This is a genomic window from Plantactinospora sp. BC1 (genome assembly GCF_003030345.1).
In the GTDB taxonomy this organism is placed as follows: domain Bacteria; phylum Actinomycetota; class Actinomycetes; order Mycobacteriales; family Micromonosporaceae; genus Plantactinospora.
This window is the reverse complement of record NZ_CP028158.1, coordinates 693,631-706,082: the sequence shown is the minus strand read 5'-3', so window position 1 is coordinate 706,082 and position 12,452 is coordinate 693,631. Positions and strand designations below refer to the sequence as shown.

Annotated in this window: 11 protein-coding genes; 9 read left to right on the top strand and 2 right to left on the bottom strand. The window is 73.3% G+C overall.

From position 1 onward, the window contains the following. Positions 1-91: 91 nt before the first annotated feature. The 5 genes from C6361_RS02845 (at position 92) to C6361_RS02830 (ending at position 6,069) form a co-directional block, all read left to right on the top strand. Positions 92-1,564 carry an OFA family MFS transporter gene (locus C6361_RS02845; RefSeq protein WP_107264081.1) on the top strand — a complete coding sequence of 491 codons (1,473 nt, stop codon included), beginning with the start codon at positions 92-94 and terminating at the stop codon, positions 1,562-1,564. After that, on the top strand, positions 1,561-1,683 hold the full coding sequence (locus tag C6361_RS38810) for a hypothetical protein (RefSeq protein ID WP_255416204.1): 123 nt from the start codon (positions 1,561-1,563) through the stop codon (positions 1,681-1,683). Before C6361_RS02845 ends, C6361_RS38810 begins: the two co-directional genes overlap by 4 nt. Positions 1,684-1,974: 291 nt before the next feature. Then, the gene (locus tag C6361_RS02840) at positions 1,975-3,732 is read left to right on the top strand and encodes a hypothetical protein (RefSeq protein ID WP_107266666.1); all 1,758 of its coding nucleotides are present in this window, start codon (positions 1,975-1,977) and stop codon (positions 3,730-3,732) included. Further along, positions 3,729-5,198 (top strand): NADH-quinone oxidoreductase subunit NuoF family protein, encoded by a 1,470-nt coding sequence (locus C6361_RS02835; protein WP_107259197.1) that lies wholly within the window; start codon positions 3,729-3,731, stop codon positions 5,196-5,198. The genes C6361_RS02840 and C6361_RS02835 overlap by 4 nt, the downstream gene beginning before the upstream one ends. A gap of 43 nt (positions 5,199-5,241) precedes the next feature. Then, positions 5,242-6,069 (top strand): inositol monophosphatase, encoded by an 828-nt coding sequence (locus C6361_RS02830; RefSeq protein ID WP_107266665.1) that lies wholly within the window; start codon positions 5,242-5,244, stop codon positions 6,067-6,069. On the opposite strand, the gene C6361_RS02825 is transcribed toward C6361_RS02830, so the two are convergent. Both C6361_RS02825 and C6361_RS02820 read right to left on the bottom strand, forming a co-directional pair. Next, positions 6,061-6,729 (bottom strand): class I SAM-dependent methyltransferase, encoded by a 669-nt coding sequence (locus C6361_RS02825; RefSeq protein ID WP_107266664.1) that lies wholly within the window; start codon positions 6,727-6,729, stop codon positions 6,061-6,063. The genes C6361_RS02830 and C6361_RS02825 overlap by 9 nt on opposite strands. 120 nt (positions 6,730-6,849) lie before the next feature. Beyond that, positions 6,850-8,544, bottom strand: a complete 1,695-nt coding sequence (locus C6361_RS02820; protein WP_107266663.1) for a cholesterol oxidase substrate-binding domain-containing protein — start codon at positions 8,542-8,544, stop codon at positions 6,850-6,852. A gap of 292 nt (positions 8,545-8,836) precedes the next feature. Between C6361_RS02820 and C6361_RS02815 the strand changes: the two genes are divergently transcribed. From C6361_RS02815 to C6361_RS02800, 4 genes are all read left to right on the top strand, one after another. Next, positions 8,837-9,775, top strand: coding sequence for a ribose-phosphate pyrophosphokinase (locus C6361_RS02815; RefSeq protein WP_107266662.1), 939 nt, complete (start codon positions 8,837-8,839; stop codon positions 9,773-9,775). Between the two features lie 22 nt (positions 9,776-9,797). After that, positions 9,798-10,274, top strand: coding sequence for a ribonuclease HI (gene rnhA, locus C6361_RS02810; RefSeq protein WP_107266661.1), 477 nt, complete (start codon positions 9,798-9,800; stop codon positions 10,272-10,274). Between the two features lie 63 nt (positions 10,275-10,337). After that, positions 10,338-11,099 carry a Clp protease N-terminal domain-containing protein gene (locus C6361_RS02805; protein WP_107266660.1) on the top strand — a complete coding sequence of 254 codons (762 nt, stop codon included), beginning with the start codon at positions 10,338-10,340 and terminating at the stop codon, positions 11,097-11,099. Beyond that, complete coding sequence (locus C6361_RS02800; RefSeq protein ID WP_107266659.1) at positions 11,096-12,355, top strand: MFS transporter; 1,260 nt, start codon at positions 11,096-11,098, stop codon at positions 12,353-12,355. Before C6361_RS02805 ends, C6361_RS02800 begins: the two co-directional genes overlap by 4 nt. Positions 12,356-12,452 lie beyond the last annotated feature (97 nt).

Below are 12,452 nucleotides of genomic sequence, written 5' to 3'. Positions count from 1 at the left end.
GCAAAGCCACCGCGGCTGGCGTCAACGCGGGACGACCGATCCGTAGCACCGCGCCACGCCCGCCCTGCCGCAAACGAGGTACGTCGTGTCGCTGATGACCGCACTCGACCACCAGCACACCGTCGCTCCACCGGGATACAGTCGCTGGCTGATACCTCCGGCGGCCCTCTCGGTGCACCTCTGCATCGGTCAGGCGTACGCGACGAGCGTCTACAAGAACTCGCTGATCGCGCACTTCGACGCGAGCCAGACCGCGATCGGGGTCATCTTCAGCATCGCCATCGTGATGCTCGGCCTCTCGGCAGCGCTCGGCGGCACCTGGGTGGAGTCGAACGGCCCCCGCAAGGCGATGTTCGTCTCGGCCTCCTTCTGGGCCGCCGGCTTCCTGGTCGGTGCGCTGGGGATCGCGACCGGGCAGCTCTGGCTGGTCTACCTGGGCTACGGCTTCCTCGGCGGGATCGGCCTCGGCATCGGGTACATCTCGCCGGTCTCCACGCTGATCAAGTGGTTCCCGGACCGTCCCGGCCTGGCCACCGGCCTGGCGATCATGGGCTTCGGCGGCGGCGCGATGCTGGCCAGCCCGCTGAGCCGGCAACTGCTCTCGCTCTACGACCCCGGCTACGACCCGGCCAACTCCGCCTCGGTCGCCTCCGGCGGCGCCCTGGTCGGGCTCTTCGTCACCCTCGGCATCGGCTACTTCGCCATCATGATGTTCGGGGTCTTCAACGTCCGGGTCCCGGCGCCGGGCTGGCGCCCCGCCGGCTTCGACCCGGGTACGGTGGCCGCCAAGCCCCTGGTGACCACGGCGAACGTCTCGGCGTCGAACGCGATCCGCACCCGCTCGTTCTGGCTGCTCTGGATCGCGCTCTTCTGCAACGTCACCGCCGGGATCGGCATCCTGGAACAGGCCAGCCCGATGATCCAGGACTTCTTCCGGGACGGCGGCACCTCCAGCGTCACCATCGCGGCGGCCGGCGGCTTCGTCGGACTGCTCTCACTGTTCAACATGGCCGGCCGGTTCGCCTGGTCGTCCACCTCGGACGTGATCGGGCGCAAGCCGATCTACATGGTCTACCTCGGCGTCGGCATGGTGCTCTACGCCCTGCTCGCCCTGGTCGGCTCCACCGCGACCGCACTCTTCGTCCTGCTGGCCTGCGTCATCCTCTCCTTCTACGGCGGCGGCTTCGCCACCGTGCCGGCCTACCTGCGGGACCTCTTCGGCACCTACCAGGTCGGCGCCATCCACGGCCGGCTGCTGACCGCCTGGTCGGCGGCGGGTATCGCCGGTCCCCTGATCATCAACGGCTTCCTCGACGCACAGGGCAAGCCCGGTACGCTCACCGCCGCCGCCTACCAGCCCGCACTGTTCACCATGGTCGGCGTACTGGCCATCGGGTTCGTGGCGAACCTGCTGATCCGGCCGGTGCCGGACCGCTTCCACGAGCCGGCCCGGACGACGGACGCACCCGTTCCGGAGCCGACGGAGGGCGAGCGCCCCGACCCCACCACCCCCGCCGCGACGGCCGCCGACGCGACCGGCACCGAGAGGAGCAGCACCCGATGACCGGGCAACCGAAGAACCAGTCCGGCCGACTCTGGATCTCGTGGCTGCTGGTCGCGGCACTCCTCGGGTACGGCGTCGTACAGACCGTCATCACCGCGGCGAAGCTCTTCACCGGTTGACCCCGGATTGCCCACCCCCCGGGGGCAGCCAACTCCACCGATCGTGAAACATAATCGGCACGGGACTCATCCCCCCGGCCCGTTTTCCCGTACCTGATGGGGGTCGGACCGCCGTCGAGCGACGCGCGGCGGTACGACTCCGCCCAAAGTGGCGTGATCGGGGCGGGGCACAATAGGCGGCCGTGCCCGTCACGCGACGGGTGGGCAGGCGGGGCGCGGTGGTGGGCGCCGAGGCGGAAGATCGAGGAGCAGATGGCCCGGACGAGACAGATTCAGCGTGCCAGCGTCCCCATGAGCTTCACCAGCCGGGGCAGCACACCCAAGCCGCAGGGTGCGGTGGCCCTGCTCGTCGTCTCGGCCCTGGCGGTGCTCTGGGCGGCGGCGATGCTGAGCCCGATCGGTGGGCTGATCAACGCCTACATGTTCGTCTACATGGCGTTCTTCGCCGGACCGGCCACCCTGGTCGCGTTGAGCCTGACCGTGATGGTCGGTCTGGTGGCGACCGACCGGATCGTCCTGCTGATCCGGCACCGGGTGCTGCTCCAGTCGGCCCACCGGTCCCTCGGCATCATCGCGGTCTTCGCCCTGGTGCTGCACGTGTTGACCAAGATCGCGGCCGGTCACATCAGCCCTGACAAGGCGCTGCTGCCCTTCGTCAACGGTGCCGACGTCTACGTCGGGCTGGGCACCGTGGCCGGGGCGATGATGGTGGCGGTGCTCTGGACCGGACTGGTCCGGGCCCGGTTCGCCGGGGTCGGCAAGCCGTGGCTCTGGCGGACCCTGCACAGCATCTCGTACGCCGCCTGGCCGATCGCGCTGGTGCACGGCCTCCAGGCCGGCCGGGCCGCGGCCACCTGGGTCACCCTGAGTTATCTGCTCTGCGTGGCTCTCGTACTGGCGCTGCTGGGTGTCCGACTCTCCGTGTCGCTGGGTCGCAAGCGGGCGGAACTGGGCCAGACCACCGGCGCGCTCTCCCCGGTCGGCCGGGCGGGCAAGCCGGGACGGGCCGGCAGGCCGGGCAAGCCGGGTCCGGTCGGCCGGACCAGCTCGATGGCGCCGGCCAAGCGGCGCACCGCCGACGAGATCCGGGCCAGCCGGGCCAACTCCCCCGCTCGGGAGGGCGGCCGGAGCCGGCGCAGCCGGTGGGAGGACGACACCCTCGCCGGCCGGCGCGGCGGCGGCCGGGGCAACCGCTGGGACGACTCGGACGCCGTGAGCGGGCGGCGCGGCCAGCCGGCGGGCCGGGCCGGCCGCGACGAGCGGGACACCTACGGCGGCCGGCCGGACGACACCCAGGGCGGTGGCCGGCGTCGCCGGGAGAGCCTCTCCGACCTGCGCGGCGGCTCGGAGTCGGCGATCGACGCCTGGGCCCGGGCCGGAGAACTCGACAGCACGTACGCCCCCCGCAGCCGCTCCGACCGCTTCGCCGTACCCGAGGTGCCGCCGCCGGGCAGCATGTCGGGCGGCCGGGACCAGGGCGACGCGTTCAGCGACGCCGAACTGCCCTGGGACAGCCCCCGACGCTGGGCGGCCGGCGACGAGCCGGGCGACCCGTGGGATCGGCCACGGGGCGGCGAGGACGACGCGATGTACCGCCCGCCACGCGCCTGGGACGACACCTCGGCCGGTGACGAGCCCGGCGAGAGCCGGCGGTCCCGACGGGACACCGACGGGTCGGGACGGCGCTCCTGGCGCGAGCCCGACGACGAGCCGACGCCGAGCGGTGCCACCCGGGCCGGCCGGCGACGGCGGGCCGCCGACGAGGAACCGGACGACCGCTCCGGACGGCACAGCCGCGCCCGCGGCGCCGACGACGCCGAGGAGAGCACCGCGGAGTGGGGCCGGGCCGCCCGGTACGAGCCGAATCTCGTCGCCCGGGCGGACGACGACGATGACGACGACGAGAAGCCTGCCCTGATCGACCTCGCCACCCGCCGGTCCCGCAGGTCCGACGAGCCGTCCGGCCGGTCCTCCCGGCGTCGGGACGACCCGGACGAGGCGGCCGAGGAGGGCGCGTACTGGACCAGTCTGAAAGGTGAAGCGCGGTGAGTCTGACCGCCGTACCCCCGGTCGCCTGCTTCGGCGAACCCCGGCTCACCGCCGGCTTCGACGAGTTCGGCCGGCTCGACCTGACCGCGCACGAGATGGTGCACGGTGCCGTCAACCCGCTCTCCCCCAAGGGCCTGCTCCGACTCGTCGAGGGGATCGAACTCAAGGGCAAGGGCGGCGCCGGCTTCCCGTTCGCCCGCAAGTTCCGGGCGGTACTGGAGTCGGCGGACCGGCAGGACCTGCCGACCGTGGTGGTGGTGAACGCGACCGAGGGCGAGCCGGGCGCCTGGAAGGACAAGGCGCTGCTCACCCGCGCGCCGCACCTGATCCTCGACGGGGCCGCGATCGCCGCCTACGCGCTGGACGCCGACGAGATCGTCATCGGGGTCGCCGACGACGGCATCGGTGAGGCGTCGCTGACCGCCGCGCTGGCCGAGCGCCGGATGCCGGTACGCACCGGCATCGTCACCGTGCCGCACCGGTTCATCTCCGGCGAGGGTGGCGCCCTGGTGCGCGGGATCAACGGCGAGGCGCACATCCCGCCGGGGCGCAAGGTACGGGCCAGCGACACCGGGGTGGGCGGGCTGCCGACGCTGCTCTCCAACGCCGAGACGTACGCCCAGCTCGCCCTGGCCGCCCGCCTCGGCCCGTACGAGTACGGCACGGTCGGCACCGCCGACGAGCCCGGCACGGTGCTGCTCACCGTGACCGGGGCCGCCGGGCGACCTGCCGTGGTGGAGTGCCCGACCGGCATCCCGCTGCGGGACGTGCTGGAACTCTGCGAGACGCCGGAGGGGCCGGGTGTGCTCACCGGCGGTTACCACGGCAAGTGGATCAGCGCCGAGGGTGCCGCCACCGCCGAGGTCTCCCGGGCCGGTTTCGCCAAGGTCGGCGGCGCGCTCGGCGCCGGCATCATCATGCCGCTGAGCGCCGAGGTCTGCCCGCTCGGCGAGGCCGCCCAGGTCGTCACCTACCTGGCCGGCGAGTCGGCCGGGCAGTGCGGGCCGTGCCGACTCGGCCTGCCGGACCTGGCCCGCTCGCTGGACCTGATCGTCGGTGGCAGCGCCGCCGCCGAGGTGGTCCGGGCGGCGGCCGGTGCGGTGAAGGGTCGCGGCGCGTGCAGCCACCCCGACGGCACGGCCCGGTTCGCCACCTCGGCGCTGGAGATCTTCACCGAGGACCTGGAGGCGCACGCCGCGCGGGGCACCTGCGGCAAGAAGGTGAAGGGCCTCCTCGGGCTGCCCAACGCGGCCGACGCCCCGACCTCGAAGCTGGTGGTGGACTGGTCGCGCTGTGACGGGCACGGGCTCTGCGCCAGCGTGGTGCCGGAGTTCGTCCGGCTGGACTCCAACGGCTTCCCGTCGTTCCCGTCCACCCCGGTGCCGACCTGGCTGGAGGGGGGCGCCCGCAAGGCGGTACGGATGTGCCCGGCCCTGGCCCTGCGGATGACCCCGGTCGACCGCTGACCCCGGTCGGCCCATCCTCCCGGTCGACCGGGAGGATGGGTCGGTGGAAGACGATCTTCTCCTTGCCCGGCGGGCCGCGCTGACCGGCGCCGCCGTCGCCCTCCGGTACTTCGCCGACCTCGGCCGGCTCGACCGGGAGCGGAAGTCGGACGGCAGCGTGGTGACCGAGGCCGACCGGGCCGTCGAGGCCACCGTCCGGGAGGTACTCGCCGGGGCGCGGCCCGACGACGCGATCCTGGGCGAGGAGGTCGGGCAGACCGGGCAGGCCGCCCGGCGCTGGATCGTCGACCCGATCGACGGTACGGCGCAGTTCGTCGCCGGTGACGAGCGCTGGCAGGTGCTCGTCGCGCTGGAGGAGGCGGGCGAGATCGTCGTCGGGGTCGCCGCCGTGCCGGCGCAGCGGACGATCTGGTGGGCCCGGCGGGGTTCCGGTGCCCACCAGGCGGAGATCTCCGGGACCGGGGTGACCGGGGTACGACCGCTGCGCACCGGCGGATCCGACCCGACCGATCCGCTGCCCGGCGGCCGGCTCGGGGTGGTACCGCCGGACGAGCAGGTCTACCCGGCCGAACGCGAGATGATCGCCCCGCTGCTGGCGGTCACCTCGCCGACCCCGTGGCGCACCCACCCGGCGCTGCTGGTGGCGCGCGGCGAACTGGACCTCGCCGTGCAGACCCGGGGACAGGTCTGGGACTTCGCCGCCACCAGCCTGATCGTGACCGAGGCCGGTGGCCGGTACAGCGGATTCGACGGGCGGTCCCGACCGGCCGCCGGATCGGCGCTGTTCGCCGGGACCCCGGCGCTGCACGACGCCGCGCTGCGGCAGCTCGGCGCCGCCGGGCGCACCGGTTCGGCGACCGGCTCAGCCTGACCGGCGGGCCCGGACGGCGAGGACGATCGGGGTGGGCGCGCCGCCCTCGGCGAACCGCTCGAAGGTGAGCCCGGCGTCCAGGAACATGTGCAGCAACTCCGGCAGCGGATGGTGCGTCGCGCCGACCTTGTCCCGGATCCCCCGGTCGGTCCAGGACTCCCTCGTCCAGGCGCTGTCCCGGTAGCCGGGGCGGATCAGGATCGCGTCGCCGTCGGTGCGGTCGGCGAACCCGCCGCAGAAACACGGGTGGACGCCGACGTGCACGAAGGTCCCGCCGGGGGCCAGCACCCGGGCCGCCTCCCGGAGCACCGCCGGATATCCCGGCATGTCGGTGTGCACCATCACCGCGACGACGGCCGGCAGCGCACCGTCCCGGACCGGCAGCCGGGCGGCGTCGGCCCGGACGACCGGCAGCCGGTCGCGGGCGTACCGGAGCATGCCGGCCGAGATGTCGACGCCGACCGGGGTCCGGCCGAGGGCGCGGATCGAGCCGGCGTACGCACCCGTGCCGCAGCCGAGTTCCAGGCAGGGCCCGTCGCCGGGGCCGAGCAGCAGCCGCAGGCTCCGGTCGATCTCCAGTTCGTCGCTGCCGGTGTGCCGGGGCAGGAACTCGGCCTCGTACCAGTCGGCGATCTCGTCGTACGCCGCACCACCACGCATCCGGTTCCTCCCCCGGTCGGCCGCACCGATGCCGATTCCATTCCCGCACGGCGCGGCGGCCCGGGCCAGCCCTGTTCGCTCAGGGCGCAGGTCGTCGACCTCGGCGCCCCGGCGACCGGGTCACGGTGTGCCGGGCAGCAGCACGTCGAGGAAGGCGTTGCTGAACACCCGGTGCGGGTCGTGGGAGTTCAGCTCCGCCACCGCCGCGTCCCAGGTCGGGTCGGGCGCGTGCCGGTAGGAGTCCGGCACGGTCCGGGTCAGCATGGTCGGATCGGCCCAGGCGGCGGAGTCGGTGTAGCCCCAGCCCTTGGACCACTCGACCCGGCAGCCGGCGTACGAGCCGGTGTAGTTGGTGAAGAAGAAGGTCTCCATCTCGCGGTAGAAGGCGTGTGCCCGGGGCGCGGTCGGGAAGGTGAGCACGTCGAACCAGACCACGCTGTCCCACTCCGGGTGGTCGGCCCGGGGCCGGGCCGCGGAGAGTGCCGGCGGCTCCGCCCCGGGTACGCCCACGTCGGCGGCCCGGTCGACCCCGGCGACCCGGATCTCCACCTGGCCGGTCACCGGGAACTCGCCCCGGGCCTGGTACGCGGCCAACTGCCGCTGGTAGAACCGGGCGAACTCGTGCACCACCCGCTGGATGGAGCCCCGGGCGGTGTGCACCGCGTACCCGTTGGCGGTCTCCCGCAGCGTGGTCGGCTTGACGTAGAGCAGCAGGTTCTTCGACGGTCCCCACAGGTCGGTGGCGAGCGTGCCGGTCAGCCCGGCGGCGGCGGTGGTGTACTGCACCTGCCCGAAGGTCGGGGCCAGCGCCCACGCCCCGTTCAGCAGTTGCTCGGCCAGTTCCGAGACCGGCTCGGGGACGTTGTCGGAGAAGACGTAGTTGTACGGGGTGACCACCGGGCGGGAGGTCAGCGGTCGGGTCGGGCTGACGCTCCAGACCTTCAGCCAGGGGTTGTCGGTGAAGGCGAACCAGATCGCCTCGACCCGGCCGGCCGCCGCGACGTGGCTGGCCAGGGTACGGCCGCCGGTGCCCGGTGCGGCGAAGAGTTCCGAGGCGGGGATGTCGACCCGGCTGACGCACCGGAGGTTCTGGTTGGCTCCGACCCGCAGCGTCACCTCGGTGACGAACGCCCGGCCGACGTGGGTGAGCAGCGCCGCGCACTCCGGGTCGGCCCGGTCGAAGGTGCGCAGCGCGTACCCGCCGGTCGCCGCGTCCCAGACCACGGCGGTGAGCGAGAGGATCAGGTTGCTCAGCGACCCGTAGCTGTGCCCGGGGGTTCGGGTCTCGCCGTCGGCCGGCACGCTGGTGCCGTGGCCGTTGATCGCGAGTACCCCGCCGACGCTCAGGTCGCCCGGGGCGGGGGTGTTGGTGACGCCGAGCCCGTGTTCCTCGAGGAAGGCGAGGAGGTCGTCCATCGAGGCGCCGGCCTGGACGCGTACCGCCGCCTCGGGTGCGGTGGAGAGCACGGTCATCGAGGTCAGGTGCCGGGTGGTGTCCACCAGGATCGTCCGGTCGGCGGTACCGTCGGCCGGGAGGGTCAGCGGTGCCCAGGTGTGCCGGTAGCCACGGGCCCGGACGAGGTAGCCGTGCCGGTACGCCCAGTTTGTCACCGTCACCACGTCGGCGGCCGTCCGGGGGGCGCAGGTCCAGACGCCGTCCGCCTGGATCTCACCGGCCCAGTTGCGGTACGCCTCGCGCTGCACGGGTACGTCGGCCGGGAAGTCCGGCGGTGCCGGCCGCTCCCCCGGCGTCCACAGTGCACCGAATGCGGTCACGGCGGACGCCTCGAGGAAGCCGCGTCGGGTGAGAGCCATCTCGTTCCCCCTCTGCTCGGACGTGGTCGAGGCCGGCCGCGAAGTGATCGTTGCCGGCGCGAAATGATCGCGCCTTACCCTCGGCATCCGTCGACGGAACTCGATCGGGCGGAGAATCGGGGTCGCTGATCAAAGCGACAACGCCGGCACACCGCTGTCAACACCGGCACACCACCGTCAACCCGGCAGCCGGTGAACCGGCGGGCGGTGCGCGGACGTCCCCGGCGACGCGGTCGCGGCGCTCCGGGCCGGGACACCGGCCGGCGGGGTGGCGTTCACTAGACTCTGCCGGGTGCGCGACATCGCGGTCTTCAGCGGCAGTGCCCATCCCGAGTTGGCCACCGAGATCTGCCACCACCTCGGCGTTCCCCTGCTCCCGACCCGGATCTCCCGGTTCGCCAACGACTGCCTGGAGGTGCAGTTGCAGGCGAACTGCCGGGAGCGGGACGTCTTCCTGATCCAGCCGCTGGTGCCGCCGGTGCAGGAGCACCTGGTGGAGCTGTTGCTGATGCTGGACGCGGCCCGGGGCGCCTCGGCCGGCCGGATCACGGTGGTGATGCCGCACTACGCCTACGCCCGCAGCGACAAGAAGGACGCCCCGCGGATCTCGATCGGCGGGCGGCTGGTCGCCGACCTGCTCACCACGGCCGGTGCCAGCCGGATCCTGGCGATCACCCTGCACTCGCCGCAGGTGCACGGCTTCTTCAGCATCCCGGTCGACCACCTGCACGCGCTGCGCGAGCTGGCGACGCACTTCCGGGGCTACGACCTGACCGACACGGTGGTGGTCTCGCCGGACCTGGGCAACGCCAAGCAGGCGGCGGCGTTCGCCCGGATGCTGAAGGTGCCGGTGGCGGCCGGGGCCAAGCAGCGGTTCTCCGACGACAAGGTGGTGATCAGTGCGGTGATCGGCGACGTGGTCGACCGGGACGTCATCGTGCTCGACGACGAGATCGCCAAGGGCAGTACGGTCTTCGAGCTGCTCGACCGGCTGCGCGAGCAGAAGGTGCGCAGCGTACGGGTGGCCTGCACGCACGGGCTCTTCGCCTCGGCGGCACTGCGTCGGCTCTCCGCCGAGCCGGAGATCGCCGAGATCGTCTGCACCAACACGGTGCCGATCCCGGCGGCGGACCACACCGACAAGCTGACGGTGCTCTCGGTCGCCCCGGCGCTGGCCGAGGCGATGCGCCGGATCCACAACGGGGAGTCGGTCAGCGCCCTCTTCGGCTGACCGGGCAGGGTATGTTGCCCCGGTGACAGAGCAGGTCGTGCAGATCTACACCGACGGTGCGTGCAGTGGCAATCCCGGTCCGGGCGGCTGGGGCGCCGTGCTGCGGTACGGCACGGTGGAGAAGGAGCTTCTCGGCGGGGAGGCGGCGGCCACCACCAACAACCGGATGGAGCTGATGGCGGCGATCCGGGCGCTGGAGAGCCTGACCCGCCCGGTGACGGTGCAGATCTACGTCGACAGCACGTACGTCCGGGACGGCATCACCAAGTGGCTGCCGAACTGGAAGCGCAACGGTTGGCAGACCGCCGCGAAGCAGCCCGTCAAGAACGCCGACCTGTGGCAGCGGCTGGAGGCTGCCGCCGCCCGCCACCAGGTGCGGTGGCACTGGGTGAAGGGGCACGCCGGGCATCCGGAGAACGAGCGGGCGGACCAGCTCGCCGTGCGGGGCATGCGGGAGGCGGCCGCCGGGCGGGGCCGCCATTCGGCCGTACCGGCCTGAGCCGGGCCGCCCCGGAGTCAACCGCCGGTTGACGGCTAGCCATCGTCAACCTAGGGTTGACGCATGGAGCGACTACCGGTACGCCTCGACGACCTCATCGAGTACGTCCGCCGCCAGCACCCCAGCGGGGACGCCCTGGAACGGCTCACCGACGCGGTACTGGTCGGTGACTACCTCGGCGACCTCGCCGACCACCTGATCGGACACTTCGTCGACCAGGCCCGCCGCGCCGGTGCCTCCTGGACCGAAATCGGCCAGAGCATGGGTGTGACCAAGCAGGCCGTGCAGAAGCGCTTCGTGACCCGCCGCTCGGAGCTGGACGAGCCGGTCCCGGCCGGCGTCCTCGCCCGGTTCACCGACCGGGCCCGGCACGTCCTGACCGAGGCCCAGGCGGAGGCGCGCGGCGCCGGCAGCCCCGAGGTCGGCACCGAACACCTGCTGCTCGGCATCCTGCACGAGCCGGACGGCCTGGCCGGCCGGGCGATCAGTGCGCTCGGCGTCTCCGCCGAGGCGGTCCGGGCCGCCGTCCACGCCAGCACACGCACATCAGCGGAGTCCACCGAACCGACCGGGCCGGCGGAGACCGCGCAACACCTGCCCTTCTCCCCCGGCGCCAAGCGGGTCCGGGACCGCGTCTTCGCCGAGGCGCTGCGGCTCGGCCACAACTACGTGGGCACCGAACACCTCCTGCTCGGCCTGCTCGCCGTCGACATCGAGCCGGGCGCCCGGATCCTCGTCGACCTCGGCATCACCCGGGACCGGGCCGAGGAGTGGATCGTCGACACCCTCCGGGTACTGTCCCGGTCGGCCAGTTCCGGCAGGTGAAGGCGGCGAGACCGGACGCCGGCACGCTCTGGCGCAGCCGGGACTTCCCGCTCTTCTGGGCCGGGCAGGCGCTCTCCGCGCTGGGTGACTCGTTCTCGCTGCTCGCCGTACCGCTGCTGGTGCTGCACGCGACCGGCTCGGTGGCCCGGATGGGGCTGCTGACCGGACTGGTCGGGGCGGCGTCGGTGCTCGCCGGCATCTTCGCCGGCTATCTGGTCGACCGGGTCGACCGGCGGCTCCTGCTGCTCGGCTGCGACCTGTTCCGGGCCGCCGGATACGCCAGCATCCCGGTCACCTGGCTCTTCGCGCCGCAGCTCTGGTTGCTCTACCTGGTGGCGCCGGCCTGCGCCGCCGCCGGGATGGTCTTCCAGGTCGGCTACGTCGCCGCCGTGCCGGCGCTGGTCGGCCCGGAGTGGATCACCCGGGCGAACGGCCAGCTCTACGCGACCTACGCGGCGGCCGGGATCGTCGGGCCGATGCTGGCCGGGCTGCTCTCCTCGGCCGTCGGGCCGACCGCCGCGCTCGCCGTCGACGCCGGCACCTTCGCGCTCTCCGCGCTCGGCCTCTGCCTCGTCCGGCTCCGCAGCGCGCCGGCCCCGAGCGTCCGGGGTGGCCGTTCCGGCTGGTCCGGGCTGCTGGTCGGGGTCCGGTTCCTCTGGCGGCATCCGGTGCTGCGGACGTTGACCGTCCTGCTGTCGTTCCTGACCTTCCTCACCATCGGGCTGACCGACGTCTTCATCTACCACGTCAAGCACGACCTCGGCCGCCCCGACGGCACCGTCGGGCAGGTCCTCGCCGCCGCAGCCGGGGGCACGATCGTGGCCGCGCTGCTGGTCGCGCCGGTCCGCCGGTCACTCGGCTTCGGCGCGTGCTGGATCGGGGCGTACGCGGTCAGCGGGCTCGCCGTCGCCGGTGCCGGACTGACCCGGGACGTACCGGCACTGGCGCTGCTGGTGGCCGCCTACACGTTCGGGACCAGCCTCGCCGGGATCTGCTCGATGTCGCTGCGCCAGCAGGTCACCCCCGAGCACCTGCTCGGCCGGGTGACGTCGGCGTTCTGGACCCTGCACTCCGCGCTCGGCCCGCTCGGCGCGGCGGTGCTGACCGGGGCGGTTGCCCGGTACGGCACCGCCGCCGTCTGCCTCGCCGCCGGCCTGACCTGCCTCGGCATCGCCGCAGTCGCCGTGCTGACCCCGATCAGGGCGCCGCGTCCGGAACTCGTGCCGGTGCCGACGGCTGATCCCGCCCGGGGCTGAGCACCCGCCCGGGCAGGTGCCGGCATCCCGGCCGGCCCTGCCCGGTGGCGGCGTCGGACTCAGGGGCTGGTGCAGGCGAGGTCGGACTCAGGGGCTG

Excerpts from the sequence above, each read along its gene's own strand:
- C6361_RS02805 (WP_107266660.1), top strand. The coding sequence starts at position 10,338 with ATGGAGCGACTACCGGTACGCCTCGACGACCTCATCGAGTACGTCCGC.
- C6361_RS02820 (WP_107266663.1), bottom strand. The coding sequence starts at position 8,544 with ATGGCTCTCACCCGACGCGGCTTCCTCGAGGCGTCCGCCGTGACCGCA.
- C6361_RS02840 (WP_107266666.1), top strand. The coding sequence starts at position 1,975 with ATGAGCTTCACCAGCCGGGGCAGCACACCCAAGCCGCAGGGTGCGGTG.
- C6361_RS02825 (WP_107266664.1), bottom strand. The coding sequence starts at position 6,729 with ATGCGTGGTGGTGCGGCGTACGACGAGATCGCCGACTGGTACGAGGCC.
- C6361_RS38810 (WP_255416204.1), top strand. The coding sequence starts at position 1,561 with ATGACCGGGCAACCGAAGAACCAGTCCGGCCGACTCTGGATCTCGTGG.